At 56.1% G+C, this 17,199-nt stretch carries 12 protein-coding genes; 7 read left to right on the plus strand and 5 right to left on the minus strand.

From position 1 onward, the window contains the following. Positions 1-106: 106 nt before the first annotated feature. On the minus strand, positions 107-595 hold the full coding sequence (locus tag ACZRJQ_RS04235; protein ID WP_048362450.1) for a TIGR00645 family protein: 489 nt from the start codon (positions 593-595) through the stop codon (positions 107-109). 140 nt (positions 596-735) lie between these two features. Between ACZRJQ_RS04235 and ACZRJQ_RS04240 the strand changes: the two genes are divergently transcribed. After that, entirely contained in the window at positions 736-2,568 is a 1,833-nt protein-coding gene (locus tag ACZRJQ_RS04240; protein WP_463977161.1) for a hypothetical protein, read from the plus strand. A 9-nt stretch (positions 2,569-2,577) separates the two neighbouring features. On the opposite strand, the gene ACZRJQ_RS04245 is transcribed toward ACZRJQ_RS04240, so the two are convergent. Continuing rightward, positions 2,578-2,895: a PA4575 family protein gene (locus ACZRJQ_RS04245; RefSeq protein ID WP_463977162.1), complete on the minus strand. Its 318-nt coding sequence runs from the start codon at positions 2,893-2,895 to the stop codon at positions 2,578-2,580. A gap of 268 nt (positions 2,896-3,163) precedes the next feature. Next, positions 3,164-5,602 carry a Lon protease family protein gene (locus ACZRJQ_RS04250; protein WP_463977163.1) on the minus strand — a complete coding sequence of 813 codons (2,439 nt, stop codon included), beginning with the start codon at positions 5,600-5,602 and terminating at the stop codon, positions 3,164-3,166. A 272-nt stretch (positions 5,603-5,874) separates the two neighbouring features. On the opposite strand from ACZRJQ_RS04250, the gene ACZRJQ_RS04255 reads away from it, so the two are divergent. The 5 genes from ACZRJQ_RS04255 (at position 5,875) to ACZRJQ_RS04275 (ending at position 9,665) form a co-directional block, all read left to right on the plus strand. Beyond that, positions 5,875-6,363, plus strand: a complete 489-nt coding sequence (locus ACZRJQ_RS04255; protein ID WP_463977164.1) for a DUF3015 domain-containing protein — start codon at positions 5,875-5,877, stop codon at positions 6,361-6,363. A 75-nt stretch (positions 6,364-6,438) separates the two neighbouring features. Continuing rightward, complete coding sequence (locus ACZRJQ_RS04260; protein WP_463977165.1) at positions 6,439-8,292, plus strand: Lnb N-terminal periplasmic domain-containing protein; 1,854 nt, start codon at positions 6,439-6,441, stop codon at positions 8,290-8,292. Between the two features lie 15 nt (positions 8,293-8,307). Further along, positions 8,308-8,598 (plus strand): chorismate mutase, encoded by a 291-nt coding sequence (locus ACZRJQ_RS04265; protein WP_463977166.1) that lies wholly within the window; start codon positions 8,308-8,310, stop codon positions 8,596-8,598. A gap of 154 nt (positions 8,599-8,752) precedes the next feature. Continuing rightward, positions 8,753-9,109, plus strand: coding sequence for a hypothetical protein (locus tag ACZRJQ_RS04270; protein WP_463977167.1), 357 nt, complete (start codon positions 8,753-8,755; stop codon positions 9,107-9,109). Between the two features lie 61 nt (positions 9,110-9,170). Next, positions 9,171-9,665, plus strand: a complete 495-nt coding sequence (locus ACZRJQ_RS04275) for a GreA/GreB family elongation factor (protein ID WP_463977168.1) — start codon at positions 9,171-9,173, stop codon at positions 9,663-9,665. Here the strand turns inward: ACZRJQ_RS04275 and gdhA are convergent. Both gdhA and ettA read right to left on the minus strand, forming a co-directional pair. Next, on the minus strand, positions 9,662-10,999 hold the full coding sequence (gene gdhA, locus ACZRJQ_RS04280; RefSeq protein ID WP_463977169.1) for an NADP-specific glutamate dehydrogenase: 1,338 nt from the start codon (positions 10,997-10,999) through the stop codon (positions 9,662-9,664). The two genes, ACZRJQ_RS04275 and gdhA, sit on opposite strands and share 4 nt — an antisense overlap. Before the next feature lie 331 nt (positions 11,000-11,330). Continuing rightward, the gene (gene ettA / locus ACZRJQ_RS04285; protein WP_463977170.1) at positions 11,331-12,998 is read right to left on the minus strand and encodes an energy-dependent translational throttle protein EttA; all 1,668 of its coding nucleotides are present in this window, start codon (positions 12,996-12,998) and stop codon (positions 11,331-11,333) included. Positions 12,999-13,291: 293 nt separating this feature from the next. Between ettA and ACZRJQ_RS04290 the strand changes: the two genes are divergently transcribed. Continuing rightward, entirely contained in the window at positions 13,292-17,152 is a 3,861-nt protein-coding gene (locus ACZRJQ_RS04290) for a sensor domain-containing protein (RefSeq protein WP_463977171.1), read from the plus strand. The last annotated feature ends 47 nt before the right edge of the window (positions 17,153-17,199 follow it).

Consider the following 17,199-nt stretch of genomic DNA (forward strand, 5'->3'; position numbering starts at 1 on the left):
GAGCAGCCATTCTCCAAACGCCTAGAACCAAAAAAGGGCGAGCAGACTACCACAGCCCCCAAAGCCTTCGCAGCCCGGGTTGGTGCCGTACTCGCCATGCCAGGCATCAGTGCTTGGTCAGTTTGTCCAGATAGCCCATCGCAAACGCTGAGATCACAAACGTCATATGAATAATCACGTACCACATCAGGTACTGGGGCTCGATGTTGCGCGCGTCCATGAACACCCGCAGCAGATGGATTGAAGAGATCGCCACGATTGAAGCCGCCACTTTCATCTTCAGTGACGTGGAATCCATTGTGCCCAGCCAACTGAGCTTTTCTTTGTGCTCATCAATGTCCAGTTGTGAGACGAAGTTCTCGTAGCCCGAGATCATCACCATCACCAGCAGGCCGCCTACCAGCGCCATGTCGATCAGCGACAGAATGACCAGGATCAAGTCCGACTCACTTAAGGCGAACACGTTAGGAATTACGTGAAACACTTCCTGAAAGAATTTCAACGCCAGAGCCAACAAGCCCAGTGACAGGCCAAAGTAAATCGGCGCCAAAATCCAGCGCGAGGCGTACATTGCATTTTCGATAAAGCGTTCCATTGCATCTCACAGGAAGTAAAAAAATGGGCGCGAGTATATCAGTGAGAAAACGGCAGAGATAAAGTGCCTGAAACAGCCTGTAAAAATAATCTGCTAGCGCCCACCACTCCAGCATCGTTTACGGACAGGAAGATTGAACAATGGATCTGCGATTTCCCTTGGGTTTTCTCGGGCTTTCAATGGCTTTGCTTATGACCGGCGGCTGCTCGCCCGACGACAAAAATCAGCAGGCCAGCCTGGAAGAAAGGACCGCACAATTCGAGCAAAACCTGGACACAATCAAAGATCAGCAGCTCAAAGATGCGGTTGCAGACCTCGGCGGCTCGCTGCTGTTACTGGAGCGCGCCCGCCTCAAGTTGCAGCAAAAGCCGATTGAAACCGAATACGGCGACGATGCCTTGGCGCTACTCAAGCACTACCCAAGCACCCAAGCGCTCACAGACACCTACATCAACGGGCTGTTTGTACTGCGCAAAAACGCCAGTTCTGACTATCTGACAGACCTGGAGCCCGTGTTCCCCTTCCCGTTCAACAGCCCATCGCAGTTTCCGTTTCCTCACGCGCTGCAATGGCAGTCCGTCACCCTGAGCAACAAGCAGGTCGTGCCTTTTCAACCTGAATGGTCTGAAACCGACCCCGGCATCCAGCTCAGCCCGTCAAGCGCCAACCTGAGCAACCCCGACGACCTGACAGTGACTTACCCATACATCGATGGCATTGAAGTCTCGAATGTTCAGCAACCTCAACCGTTAACCCTGCAAGGCAAGGTTGAAGTCATTGCGCCAGGCAAACTGGTCAACTTCACGCTGACCAACAAGGACGTCGGCCAGACGCGTGCCGACGGCAACATCAGCGTGACCCTGCTAACACTGGGCAAAAACTTTGCAGAAGTGGAGATAAACAACAGCGCCCCCCCGGCCAAAGAAGTGCGCAACACCCCAGTCAACCCGTTAATTATTCAGGCGCGTGATTCGTCCGGGCAGTTTTTGTCACGCTCAGGCTCCATCAACGAAAACGCTGAGCAACTGGCCTTTTATCAACAACAACTGGCCAAAATGCTCAAGCAGACTGCCTGGAGTGAAGCCTTTGAGCAGCAATTGGAGGCCGAGCAACAGGCCTTTGAACAGCAACATCCGCACCGTTACAGCAAGGTCTATTTCAACGGTTCGGTGGACAATGTGGATATCACGGTGCTGGATTTTTCAACGGCGATCGTGACCCAAAAAGCACTTGATCTACCGGTGCGCAGGCTCGACAAAACGATGGTGGGCAAAGACATTCAAGCGTTACCACTGGGCGTGGTCGTGTACGACGATCAGGCCAGCAACTACCTGAAAGAGGCCAGCCTTGACCCCGAACGGTTAAAGAAGAGCGTCGTCATCAGTCAATCGGTAGAGGACGCCAGCGCCGCTACCCTGGAGTTCAGCCACCCCGCCACCTTCAATGACGAAATGCTGGGGGCTTTGCCCGAGCGCGCCGACGCTCCCGTCACCTTTTTCGCAGAAGACGATAACGGCAAACGTGGCGAACCACTGGAGCTGCCCATAGAGGCTTTTGACGTTGACCCCAAAACGGGCGTCATCACCTATGACCTGAACCTTTTCCCGGAAACACCGGCCTACGCAGTAGGCTCGATGCCGTTGTATGTGGCGTCCATTGATAAACAAACCCTGGACATCGCCCGCCTGCCCAAAGGGTTAGAGCTCAAAGGCAATGCACTGATCGTCGATCAAGCTCTGTTCCCGGCCGACTCATGGCGCTTTTACGCCAAGGACGGCACCGGCAACTACCTCAAGCAAGTGCTCGCTGTCAGCCACAGCGCCCAAGTCGATGGCCCAGCACTGTTTGAAGTGCATTACTTTTATGGGCAACCCACACAGTTAGAAAGCTATGCCCGCACCGACATCAGCCCGGTCGAATATGGATTTGAGGTCAAGCTCGATAAAGCGAGCGATGTGGTTACGCCCAACTAACTGCTTGGCTCAACGAGACGCGTGGCAGCGACTGCCATTGATTTGCCGCAACTGGGCCTGCACATGCAGGCACCAGATCTGCGGATCATCCGCAAGCTGATAGCCATGCAGCGTCAAGCTTTCAACAATCGACTCAAGAATAGTTTCGGCCGCAGAAGGGCCGGGGAATGGCCCTTGCGACTTGATTGTGGTCGGCTGCTCACCGGCTAAACCTGCCGCGAAAAGCAACGTCCACATACCGGTATTGCCTGCCAGCGGTCGAACGCTGCATTCAATACGAGTCACAAGGCCTAAACATTGGCGGGTAAGGCAAAGGTTGCGCGACATGGCGGCGCCCCTCGGTAGATCCTGTATTCAGCCGCACACAACGGGCTGCATCGTTCCAGTGACGACAGTGGATGTCCTTGTGCTGAGAATAGAAGAAAAACGGCACCCGCCAAGGTGCCGTGACCAACGGAGCCGTTTGGCAGGCTTTACCGTTAACCGATCTCTGTCGAAGCGGTCGAGGAACGAAGGCTGCGATCGGGCGCGTAGCGCCCGTCAATCTGACACACCGCAGCGCCTGACGCTGTCGCAGCCTTAGGTTCGTGTGGGGTTACGCCGGTTTTTTGGCCGCCAGTGCTTCGGCGATCAGTTCCTTTTCAGCTTCTTTAAGGTCTTCATCGTTAATCATCTCGGCAATCACCCGTAACCGCTCGACCACCCGAGCATTCACGCTGCCTTCCGGGAACTGACCTTCAGCATCCGGCTCACCGGCAGGTTCGCCGACCAACAGGCTCAGCGCCTCATCGGCCTGACGCACAGCGTAAACGTGGAACTTGCCATCACGAACAGCCTGCAAGACCTTTTCGTCCAACATCAAGGTGGCGACGTTGGCCTGCGGAATGATCGCACCCTGCTCGCCCGTCAGCCCACGCGCTTCGCAAAGACGGAAGAAACCTTCGATTTTTTCGTTGACCCCGCCCACCGCCTGCACTTCGCCAAACTGGTTGATCGAACCGGTAATGGCAAAACACTGTTTAAGCGGCGTTTTAGACAACGCAGAAATCAACGTGCAAGCCTCACCCAATGAAGCGCTGTCGCCGTCGACATAGCCGTAGGACTGCTCCAGAGCGATGCTGGCCGAAATCGCCAGCGGAAATTCCTGTGCATAACGGCTGCCCAAGTAACCCGTCAAAATCATCACCCCTTTGGAGTGAATCGGCTGCCCCAGGTTAACTTCACGCTCGATATCCACAATCCCGCTACCGCCGGGATACACCGTGGCAGAAATCCGCGCCGGCACACCAAAAGCCGAATCCCCCACTTCCAGCACAGTCAGGCCGTTGCACTTGCCGACAGCCGCACCATCGGTGTCGATCAAAATGATTCCCGCCAGCATGTCGTCAAGAATGCGCGCCGACACGCGACCGGTGCGGGTGGCCTTGGCTTTGAGCGCACGCTCGATGTGCCCGGCGTCGGTCATTTCATCATTGGCCAGATGGCGAATGAAGTCCGCCTCGCTGACCAACTGAAACAGATCACCGATACGCGCCGACAACCGCCCTTGATGCTCGGCCAAACGGGCGCTGTAAGTGGCCAGACGCGCCACCGCATCAGCGGTCAGTGGCGCCATGCCTTCTTCTGATGTGCGCGTGGTCAGCAACTGAGCGAACTGCTCAAGGCTTTCATCGACCATAGGAATGTCTTCATCGAAATCCACCAGCACCCGGAACATTTCCTGGAAGTCCGGATCGAGGTCTTGCAACGTGTAATACAACTGTCGCGCGCCAATAATGACGACCTTAACCTGCAACGGAATCACTTGCGGGCTCAGCGTGACCGTCGCCAGGCGCCCAAGCTCACCGAGCGGCGACTCCATTTTCAATTTGCGCGATTGCAGGGCTCGCTTGAGGGCATCCCACACAAAGGGCTCACTGAGCATCTTCTCGGCTTCGAGAATCAAAAAGCCGCCATTGGCACGATGCAACGCACCCGGGCGCAACTGGCGATAGGTGGTGTAAAGCGCGCCCTGATCGGTGCTGTACTCAATGCGACCAAACAGGTTGTCGTAAGTCGGGTGCGGCTCAAATACCACTGGCGCACCACCACTCATGGGCTGCCCCACTACAAGACTCGGCAAGTACTGCTCTTCCAGCAGTTTGCGGGCTTGGGCATCGGTTTTGCTGTCGTCGACCAATTGCTCGACCACCGTTTTGAGCAAGTAAACCTGTACTGCCTGCAAATACCCGCACACAGCGCCATTTTCGGCGTACTTCTGCGACAACGGTGCCAGCAGCGGTTGCAGCGCCAGCGTGATGGTTTCTTCGTTCAAATGACGCAGTTGATTATTGGACTCGCGCTTCCACTGCGGCAGGCTCGCCAGCTCTTCGTTGAGGCGTTCTTCAAGCTCGGAAATATCTTCATGGAAGCGCTCGCGCTCTTGCTCGGGCAATTGCGAGAACTCGGCTTCGTCCAGCGCCTTGCCCTCACTCATCGGAGTGAAAGCCACGTTACTGCTGTCGCGATACAGCGCCACGCCTTTTTCCAGCGCCAGACGCTCGATCACATCCAGTGCCCGGTCATAACGCTGATTAAAACCACGATCAATGGCGCTTTTACGCTGTTGATACGTTGGATGCTCAAACACGGCGGGGAAGGTCGCCAGCAAGTTGTCGATCAAACCATTGATATCCGCGATAAACGCCCCGGCAGCGCTGGCGGGCAGCTCCAGTGCGCGTGGCTCGCGAGGCTCGTCAAAGTTATTGACGTACACCCAGTCGCTCGGCGACTTCAGGCGCTTGCCTTCGGCTTTGAGATAACGCTTTACGAACGAGAAGCGGCCGGTTCCCGGCTCGCCCATCACAAATACGTTGTAACCCGGACGCGGCATGGCCACGCCAAACTGCAAGGCTTCGACCGCGCGCTCCTGGCCGAGAATGCCGCGAAAGGGTTCTAAATCATTAGTGGTCGAGAAGCTGAACTGTTCAGCGGAGAACGGACGGGTTAGCGCGTCGGGCGCTAGACGCAAGCTGGCAGCAACAGAATCAGGCATCGGGCTTCCTTACATCGGGCGGGGCAGATGGCAGCATTCTGGCGCTGGCCACACACCACTGGCAAGGCACAAGAAGCGGGAAAACGCATCGTCCCGTGTTTACGGGCTAAAACTGCTCTCGATCAATGAATGTTTTACAAAAAGTCACGGAACCCGCTGATCGTGCCTAGACTCCAAGCTGTTACGCGGTCGGAAGAAATAACTGACCCGTACTGGCGCTTCAGGCCAGACACCCTTGTCCATTGGTTGCATACACATAGAGAACAAAGCTTATGAAACGGATTCTTCTTGGTACTCTCTTCACCGTTGTTTCCCTCAATGCGATGGCACAAGCACCAGGCGGCCCAAACTGCGGCTGGGGCAACATGCTGTTTGAAGGCCAACGCGGCACGCCTGCTCACTTCCTGGCATCTACCACCAACGGCACTTCCGGTAACGCCACCTTCGGTATGACGTCCGGCACCAACGGTTGCACCACCAAAGACGCCCTGACCTACGGCGGCAAGTCGTGGATTGCCATGAACGGCATGATGAACGAGCTGTCCGAAGACATGGCCAAAGGCAATGGCGAAGCGCTGACCACCTACGCGGTGGTACTGGGTGTCGCCCCTGAAGACCGCGAGCATTTCGCAGCTGTCACTCACGAACACTTCCAGCAAATTTTCAGCAAAGCTGACGTAACGGCTGACGATGTGCACTCCAACACCCTGGCCGTCCTCAAAAGCGATGCCCGCTTGGCCAAGTACGCTACTGCGGCGTAAATGAGACCTGCCCGCTCCTTTCGGAGCGGGTATTCTTTTGCTTCACTTCTATTCGTCTGACAACAGTTGCCCACCATGCTCAAACGCCTTGCCTATCTGGCGCTCTGTGCCTGCGCCCCGCTGTATGCCGCGCCTCATATCGACAATCAACGTTTGCAGCAGTTGGCCAATGACCCGTTCTGGATTTCGCTGGGCCACTACGAAGCTGGCAAGCTCAATGGCTGGCGCAGTTACGTCAGCGACGACAAATTCTTTATCGCCCCCGACGGCGCTCATCACCCGGACGCCGAATTGCGCGCCACTGTCGAGGCGTTGTATTCCCCGCTAAGCCTTGGGGACAAACACCCGCAATGCGTCTATCCAGCCCGCACCCGCTGGCTCAAGGCACAGCTGAACCTGACCGACCTGCCCAAGGCTGAGTGCGCAGAGTTCACCCAATGGTTCAAAGACGTTGCCCCTCACAGCACGGTGATGATTTTCCCGGCGGCTTACCTCAACAGCCCGTCATCAATGTTTGGTCACACCTTGCTGCGCATCGACCAAGCTGATGTGCAAAGCAACAAAACCGCCCTGCTCAGTTACGCGATCAACTTTGGCGCTTACATCGAAGGCTCCGACAACAGCATCCTGTACGCCTGGAAGGGCTTGGCCGGTGGCTATCCGGGCTTGTTCGCGCTGGTGCCCTATCAAGAAAAGCTCTCGGAATACCGCAGCCTCGAAAACCGCGACCTGTGGGAATACCGACTCAATCTGACCCCCGAAGAAACCCAGCGCATGGTCGAGCATGTGTGGGAGTTGAAGCAGATTCAATTCGACTACTTTTTCTTCGATGAAAATTGCTCGTACCGCCTGCTGGAATTGCTGCAAGTGGCACGCCCCGGCTTGCAGTTGACGACGCAGTTTCCGCTCACCGCTATCCCGACCGACACGGTGAAGGCCGTCAAGGAGGCGGGCCTGGTCGAAAGTATCGAGTACCGCCCGTCCCGCGAGCGTGAGCTGTTGGATCGCGCCAAAACCCTCGACCCCGAAGAGCAGCAGTGGGTGTTGCAGGTCAGTGCCGATCAAGCGCAGTTGCAGACCCCCGAATTCAAAGCGCTGCCCAAGGCACGCCAAGCACTGATTATTGATGCTGCCTATCGTTTGGAGCGCTACCGCGCCAACGGTCTGGAGCGAGACACCGAGCGTTCGCAACGCAGTTTTGAACTGCTGCGGGCAATCAACCAAAACCCGGCACCAGAACTGCAAGTCGAAAAACCCGAGCTTCCCGAGAACGGCCATGAGTCGCGCACTTGGCAACTGGGCGTGGGCAGCCGTGACGATAAAGCCTTTGCCGAATACGGCCTGCGCATGGCCTACCACGACCTCAACGACAACGCACCGGGCTTCCCGTTGGGTGCGCAGATCGAAATCTTGCAACTCAAACTGCGCCAATACGAAGGTAATCACTGGCAAATCCAGCAATTGGATTTAGCCAATATCCGCTCACTGACCCCACGCAATGACCTGCTCAAACCTTGGTCGTGGCAAGTGGGCGGAGGGCTTGAGCGTGTGTTGGGCAAGCATGGCGACGAAACCCTGGTCACCCACGTCAACGGCGGCGCAGGTGGCACGTGGCAACTGGGCGAGCACTTGCTGGGTTTTGCGCTTGGCACTGTACGCGTGGAACACAACAACGACTTCGCTGCTTTCGTATCACCTGCTGCCGGCTTTAACACCGGCCTGCTGTGGCGTAACCCGGTGGGCAACCTGAGCCTTGAGGCCAAAGGTGATTACTTCACCAACGGCGAAATCCGCCGCAGCCTCAGCCTGAATCAGCAATGGGAAATATCGCGCAACGTGGGTCTGCGCCTGAGCGCACAGCGCGACTTCAGCCACCTGAGTTCCCCCGTGAACGAGGTGATGCTGGAACTCAAGTGGTATCACTACTAAATGGAGTGTTAAAACATGGCCACTGATTGCCAGTCCCTCGAGGAAGTACGCGAACACATTGACCTGCTGGATCGTCAAATTGTCAGTTTGATTGCCCAACGCGGGGCCTACGTATCGCAAGCGGCGCGCTTCAAAAAGGACAGCAATGCCGTCAAAGCCCCGCAGCGGGTGGAGCAGGTGTTTGCCAAAGTGCGTGAGCTGGCCAGCGAACTGGGGGCCAACCCGCAAGTCACCGAAGCCGTTTACCGAGCCATGATCGCCGCGTTTATTCAGCAAGAACTGGCCGAGCATTCGGCGCTTTCATGAGCGAGAAATGCAGGCTGTGACCCGCATCGCAGCCTCCTGTTTCGTCGGTGACGACAACACGTATCACGTTTAGCTGACAGCCTTTTGACAGACGTTTCACAGCCCCACACCTACACTCGCCTCATCTGCCATAACTCGGCGCACGAGGTGATTTATGTGGCGTACTGGTTTACTTATCGCACTGTGGATGGCGCTGACTGGGTGCCAAACAACCCATGAGCAATTGCTGGCACAAGGTTACCCCCCCGCCTTTGCCGACGGTTTTAGCGATGGTTGCAGCAGTGGGCGTCAAGCTGCCGGGGTCATGACAGGCGCTTTCAAGAAAGATGTGCCGCGCTATCTAAAAGATGCGAACTACGCTGAAGGGTGGAGTGATGGCTTTCGTCAATGCGAAGCCATGCGCGAAAGCCAAGAGCGTGACGAGTATCAAGCGCGGCATTGGGATCAGCGGGAACGCGATTGGCAGCATGAAAAAGATCAGGATGCGGCCCGCGCTTATCGCTCGAACTAATCTGAACCCTCTTACCGCTATTGGCTCTTAACTCTGTCATCCAACCACGGAGGGAGGCGCCATGAGCCGTGCGTTTGTAAACGAAGACACTGCTGGCGATCAGGCCGATGCTTCCATTGAGCGCCCTGTCAGCGATCAACCCAACTATGTCACCGTCGAGGGGCTTGCGCAGTTAGAGGCCAAAGTTCATGAGTTACAACGCCAGCACAGTGAAGAGTCAGCTCTGGGCGAGGACGCCGATAAGCATCGACTGGCCGATATTGAGCGTGACTTGCGCTACTTCAATCAGCGCCTTACAAGTGCTCATGTGGTGGTACGCGCCACTTCAACCCAGAAGGTACAAATCGGCAGTTGGGTGACATTTGTCGACGAAAACGGCAATGAAAGGCGGGTACAACTGGTGGGTGAAGATCAAGCCGATACGGCTCACGGGCTGATCAACTGGGGCTCGCCACTCGGTCGTGCGCTGTGGGGCGCGCAACTGGGCGACGAAGTGCTTTGGATACGACCTGCGGGGGATCTACAGGTCGAAATCATCAAGATTGAGCCCGCTTAAACCACGCCCTGAGCCAGCATCGCATCGGCAACTTTTACGAAGCCTGCAATGTTGGCGCCTTTGACGTAGTTGATGCGGCCGTTTTCTTCACCGTAGTGAACGCAGGCGTGGTGGATCGATTGCATGATGTTGTGCAATTTGCTATCGACCTCGCCGGCCGTCCACAGCAGGCGCATCGCATTTTGCGACATTTCCAGACCGCTTACGGCTACGCCACCCGCGTTGGAGGCCTTGCCCGGCGCAAACAAAATGCCCGCGTCAATAAACAGGTCAACAGCGTCAAGGGTGGTCGGCATGTTCGCGCCTTCAGCCACGCAGACGCAGCCATTGCTCAGCAAGGTACGGGCAGCATCGGCGTCCAGTTCGTTTTGGGTGGCACAAGGCAGCGCGATATCACACGCCAAATTCCACGGGTGCTCACCGGCCAGGAACTCCAGACCAAACTGCGCAGCCAATTCGCTGATACGCCCACGCTGGACGTTTTTCAGCTCCATCAGCGCCAGCCATTGCTCTTCATTCAAGCCAGACTCGCAATACAGCGTGCCTTCGGAGTCCGACAGCGAAATGACTTTGCCGCCCAGATCCATCACTTTGCGCGCCGCATATTGCGCCACGTTACCCGAACCAGAAATTGCCACGCGCTTGCCATCAATGCGTTGGCCGCTGCGCTTGAGCATTTCTTGAGCGAAGTACACGCAACCAAAACCGGTGGCTTCAGGGCGAATCAGACTGCCGCCGTAGCTCATACCTTTACCGGTCAGGACGGAGGTGAACTGGTTGCTCAGGCGCTTGTATTGGCCAAACATAAAGCCGATTTCACGCGCACCCACGCCGATATCACCGGCTGGCACGTCAACATCCGAACCAATATGGCGATACAGCTCGCTCATGAACGCCTGGCAGAAGCGCATGACTTCGGCGTCGCTCTTACCTTTAGGGTTGAAGTCCGAGCCACCTTTACCGCCGCCCATTGGCAACGAGGTCAGGGAGTTTTTGAAGGTTTGTTCAAACGCCAGGAACTTCAGAACACCCATGTTCACTGACGGGTGGAAACGCAGACCGCCTTTGTACGGGCCAATGGCGCTGTTCATCTGGATACGGAAACCGCGGTTGACCCGCACTTTACCTTCGTCATCGACCCACGACACGCGGAACACAATCGTACGCTCGGGTTCGCAAATACGCTCAAGAATGCCAGACGTCAGGTAACGGGGGTTGGCTTCAAGAAACGGCCACAAACTACGCAGGACTTCTTCCACTGCCTGGTGGAATTCTGGCTGGTCTGGGTCACGTTTTTTCAGGCGGGCAAGGAACAGGTCGACAGATTCGATCATGGAAAATTCTCGGCAAATTTATTGTCGTTAAACGGAGATTGGCCGGAACTTTATCAATTCATGTCGCACCGCGACAGCGCAAAATGTCGCAGTTCTGAATTTAAATGGTGCTTTTATATAAAACACACCGATTTTTAAAGGTTTTTGCGCACCAGAAAAGTGATTCTTGTACCCAGTTTTGCACCAGAAAAGAAGACGCACGCTTTTCGTAGCCGCTGCGGCTGATTGCGCAGCGATGGTAAACCCAAGAGGACTTTTAACGGGTTTAACCTCGTCAGCGCCTACAAAAAACGGAGCCCCGAGGGGCTCCGTCTTGTGCTGCAAACTGACCTTATTGAGCCAGTTTTTTGTGACGCACACGGTGCGGCTGGGTAGCCGCTTCGCCGAGGCGCTTTTTACGATCAGCTTCGTACTCGGTGTAGTTACCTTCAAAGAAGACTGCTTGCGAGTCATCTTCGTACGCCAAAATGTGAGTCGCAACGCGGTCAAGGAACCACCGATCGTGAGAGATCACAATGGCAGCGCCAGGGAAGTCCAACAGCGCTTCTTCAAGCGAACGCAAGGTCTCAACGTCAAGGTCGTTGGACGGTTCGTCGAGCAGCAGCACGTTGGCGCCCTCTTTCAAGGTCAGGGCCAGGTGTAAGCGACCACGCTCACCACCGGACAAGTCCTTGACGAACTTTTGCTGGTCGCCACCTTTAAAGTTGAAACGGCCCACATAAGTACGCGACGGGATTTCGTAGTTGCCAATGCGGATCACATCGGAACCATCAGAAATGGCCTGGAACACAGTCTTGCTGCCATCCAGATCGTCACGGCTCTGGTCAACACACGCCAGTTGCACGGTATCGCCAATTTCGATGCTGCCCGAGTCCGGTTGCTCTTTGCCCATCAGCATGCGGAACAGAGTCGATTTACCGGCACCGTTACCACCGATCACGCCAACAATGGCGCCTTTTGGCATCGCGAACGACAGGTTGTCGATCAGCACGCGATCGCCATAACCTTTGGACACGTTCTTGAACTCGATAACCTTGTCACCCAGACGCGGGCCAGCCGGGATATAGATTTCGTTTGTTTCGCTGCGCTTCTGGAACTCTTGCGATTGCAGTTCTTCGAAGCGTTGCAGACGGGCCTTGGACTTGGACTGACGCGCCTTGGCGCCTTTACGTACCCACTCCAGCTCGTCTTTCATGGCCTTTTCATGGGCCGACTGCTGCTTGGATTCCTGGGCCAGACGATCGGACTTGGCTTCAAGCCATCCCGAATAGTTGCCCTCGTAAGGAATACCAGCACCGCGGTCGAGTTCCAGAATCCAGCCAGCTACGTTGTCCAAGAAGTAACGGTCGTGCGTAATCGCAACCACGGTTCCCGGGAAGTCGTGCAGGAAGTGCTCCAGCCAAGCCACCGAATCAGCGTCCAAGTGGTTGGTAGGTTCGTCGAGCAGCAGCATGTCCGGGGCCGACAGCAGCAGGCGGCACAAGGCCACACGGCGCTTCTCACCACCCGACAGGTGTTCAACCTTGGCATCCCAAGCTGGTAGACGCAGTGCATCAGCTGCTACTTCAAGCTGACGCTCAAGGTTGTGGCCATCGCTAGCCTGCAAGATAGCTTCGAGCTTGGCTTGTTCGGCGGCCAGCTTGTCAAAGTCGGCATCCGGGTCGGCGTACTCGGCGTAAACCTGATCCAGACGCGCTTGCGCATCCTTGATCACGCTCACGGCCTCTTCGACCACTTCACGAACGGTTTTGGTCGGGTCCAACTGCGGCTCTTGCGGCAGGTAGCCGATGTTCAAGTCCGGCATTGGGCGGGCTTCGCCGTCGAACTCGGTGTCGACGCCAGCCATGATTTTCAACAGAGTTGATTTACCCGAACCGTTCAAGCCGAGTACGCCGATCTTGGCGCCAGGGAAGAACGACAGGGAGATGTTTTTCAGGATTTCCCGCTTCGGCGGAACAACTTTGCTCAGCCGATGCATGGTGAAAACGTATTGAGCCATGGAGAACCTAGCGTCAGTGACTGATGAATAAGGCGCGAGCGAAGCCCGGATCAGGCCATAGCAAAGAGCCAGATACTGATCGAAATCAATGTCTGTTCGCAGAAAAAGCCTGAATGTAGGAGCTTGAGTGCCCCCGCGTAACCGGCAAAGCTACCTGAATGCGCCTAACAGGGCAAACTAGCGCAGACCGGAGGGCTGGCACTTTGCCACAAGCCAAGGCATGCTAGCCGCCCTTTGGGCGTCCGGCTTATAGTGCGCGTCGCGCCATTACCGCCTAAACGCAGGAACACAGTTTGCCCCACGTTACTCCGCCTCCCCTTGTGCGTGCGCCAGGCCATATGCTTGGAACACCCGTGCGCGGCACATTAAAGGGCGCTCTGGCGACGCTGGTTTTGCTGCTGCTGGCCCTGTTGTTTTGGCAATTGATTGCGCAAACCCAAGAGACCCTCGAACAGAAGCGCCAGTACAGCATCAATTACAGTTCGGACTTGGCCGACCGTGTCAGCCTTAATATGGCGTTGCAAGCCGAAGTAGCGCTCAATCTGCTGCCAACTGACCAAACCCCGCGTACGCAGCGCCAACAACAAGCCTTAGCCGACAAACTGCGCCAATCCTTGCCCTCGGTGCAAAGTCTGGCCTTGTTGAGCCCGCGGGGCGAAGTACTGCTCGACAGCAACGGCATCAGCCCAGATGCAGCGTTCATCGCTGACTGGATCCAGCACAACCGGGCACGTCACCGCACCGAAGGCTATTTCTACAGTAATAACCACGACGGCTCTGCGGCCTATTTACTGTTGCGCCAATTCAGCAGCGAGCCAAACGGTTATTGGCTGTTGCGCATGAGCCCAGCGCTGCTGCAAAACCTCACACGCAAACCCGCTGTCAGTGGCCGCCCGCAATGGCTGATTGAAAACAGTCGCACGCATAAAATTCTCAGTCACTCCAGTGACGCGGTGACGCCTGCGACAACCCTCAACTCAACCGACGAAGCCAACAGCGTTCTGCTGACCCCGCTCATCAACAGTGACTGGCAATTGCGCGGGCTGTTTGATGAACGCAAAGCGCTCGAAAAACTATTGCCCGGGTTGATCAGCAAATGCCTGCTCGGGGTTTTGTTTTCGTTGCTACCGATCATAGCGCTGTTCAACATGCGCCGTCGCCAGCGCCAACTGCATGAAGGCCGCCGACGCTATCACGACATTTTTGAAGGCACCGGTGTGGCGCTGTGCGTGCTTGACCTGTCCAGCTTGCCGGCGTTTCTTGAGCGCGAAAACATACAAGACAGCAACGGGCTCAAGCAGTGGCTGGCCAATAATCCTGTACACCGGTGCCAGTTACTCGAACAACTGCGCATGACCGAAGTCAATCAGGTGGCCTTGTTACTGCTGGGCGTTGAAGCAGGCGAAAACGCCTGGGTGAAGCTGATCAGTGGCTGCCCGGTCAATACTTCAGCCATTGGTTATCAGCTTGTCGACGCGGTGCTCAATCAACAGCAGCAACTTGAGCTGGAAATACAGCTGACGGGGCCTGACGGCCAGGATCAACATCTATGGCTGGTGTTGCGCCTGCCTGATGATCAGAACGATTACCACGCGGTCATTCTGAGCATCACCGACATCACCAGTCGCAAGCTGATTGAACTGTCGTTGCAAGAACGCGAAAGTTTTTGGTCGGACGTGGTACGCACTGTGCCTGACCACCTTTATGTGCAGGATGTCATCAGCCAACGGATGATTTTCAGCAACCATCACCTCGGCCAAACCTTGGGCTATAACGCCACCGAGCTGCGCCAAATGGGCGCCTATTTCTGGGAAATGCTGCTGCACCCCGAAGATGCTGAACACTACCATGTGCAGCGCCAGCAGCAACGCCACAGTGGGTATGCACAACTGCTGCAATGCCAACTGCGATTTCGCCATAGCAATGGCCTGTGGCGGCGCTTTGATATTCGCGAGCAAGCGCTAGCCCGTGACAGCTATGACCAAGTCACACGGATTGTCGGGGTGGCCAAAGACATCACCGATCAAATCGAAGCCAGCGAATCTTTGCGCGACAGTGAGCAGCGCTACCGCATGCTGGCTGAAAGCATCAGTGACGTGATTATTTCCACCAACAGCGCGCTGCGCCTCAATTACGTCAGCCCTTCTGTCAAAGCCGTACTGGGTTATGACGCCGAGTGGGTGTTCCAGAACGGCTGGCAATCGACCATTGCCAACCCGCAACAGCTGGCCGGGGTTTACAGCTTGATGGAGCGGGTCAACGCCGCCCTCGACAAGCCCGAGCAACTGTCTGCATTGCGTACACAAATACAAACCCAACTGTTCGTGTTTGACTGCTTGCGCGCTGATGGCCGAAAAATCCCTATCGAGCTGCGTCTGGTTTTGGTGTGGGATGAAAACGATGCCTTCGAGGGCATCCTCGGTGTTGGCCGTGATATCAGTCAGCAGCGCCGCGCCGAAAAAGATCTGCGCATGGCGGCAACTGTATTTGAGCATTCAACGTCGGCGATTTTGATTACTGACCCGGCCGGCTATATCGTGCAAGCCAACGAAGCATTCAGTCGCGTCAGCGGCTACGCGGTGTCCCAAGTCCTCGACCAACTGCCCAGCTTGCTGACGGTCGATGAACAACAGCAGTCGCACCTGCACTACATCCTCAAACAACTGCATCAACACAACAGTTGGGAAGGTGAAGTCTGGCTTAAGCGACGCAGTGGCGAGCATTACCCGGCTTGGGTCGGGATCACTGCTGTGTTCGACGATGAAGGTGATCTGGCCAGTTACGTGTGTTTCTTCAGCGACATCAGCGAGCGCAAGGCCAGTGAACAGCGTATTCATCGGTTGGCTTATTACGACGCCCTGACCCATCTGCCCAACCGCACCTTGTTCCAGGACCGCCTGCATACCGCGTTGCAACAGGCTGAACGCAACAGGTCGTGGGTGGTGCTGATGTTCCTTGACCTTGATCGCTTCAAACCAATCAACGACTCGCTGGGCCATGCCGCAGGCGATCGCATGCTTAAAGACATGGCCACGCGCCTGCTGGCCTGCGTCGCCGAAGACGATACCGTCGCCCGCATGGGGGGCGATGAGTTCACCCTGCTCTTGCAGCCTCGCGCAACCCGAGAAATGGCACTCAACCGGGCCATCAGTGTGGCCGAGCAAATCCTTGCCAGCCTGGTACAGCCGTTTGTTCTCGAAAGCCGTGAGTTCTTCGTGACCGCCAGTATCGGCATTGCTTTAAGCCCGCAAGATGGCAACGAGCTGAGCCAATTGATGAAGAACGCCGACACAGCGATGTATCACGCCAAAGAGCGCGGCAAAAACAACTTCCAGTTCTATCAAGCAGACATGAACGCCAGCGCGCTGGAGCGACTGGAGCTGGAAAGCGACCTGCGCCACGCGCTGGAGCAAGAAGAGTTCATCCTCTATTACCAGCCTCAGTTTAGCGGCGACGGCAAGCGTCTGACCGGGGTTGAAGCACTGCTGCGCTGGAATCACCCGCGCCGCGGGCTGGTTCCGCCGGGGGACTTCATCCCGGTGCTCGAAGAGTTGGGCTTGGTGGTCGATGTGGGCGATTGGGTACTGGCCGAGTCCTGTCGCCAGCTCAAGCACTGGCATCAGGCAAAAGTGCGCGTCCCTAAAGTCTCGGTCAACATCTCGGCTCGCCAGTTTTCTGATGGCCAATTGGGCACTCGGATCGCCAATATCCTCAAGGAAACCGGGTTGCCGCCCGCCTGCCTTGAGCTGGAGCTGACTGAAAGTATCCTGATGCGTGAAGTCAGCGAAGCACTGCAAATTCTGGCCAGCCTTAAAAACCTGGGGCTGAGCATTGCCGTTGACGACTTTGGCACTGGGTACTCATCGCTTAACTACCTCAAGCAGTTCCCGATCGACGTGTTGAAAATCGACCGAACCTTTGTTGACGGGCTGCCCTCAGGTGAGCAGGACGCGCAAATTGCCCGGGCGATTATTGCGATGGCCCATAGTCTCAATCTCGCAGTTATAGCTGAAGGTGTTGAGACTCACGAGCAGTTGGACTTTTTACGCGAGCATGGCTGCGATGAAGTACAAGGCTACTTGTTTGGACGCCCCATGCCTGCGCGGCAATTTGAAGCACAGTTCCGTCAAGAATCCTTACCCGTGTTTGAGTAAGCTGCCGTGTTCTGTCTCAAAAGCGACACCTGAAAGCCACTTGTCTG

The sequence above is a fragment of the Pseudomonas sp. E315 genome, assembly GCF_055406205.1.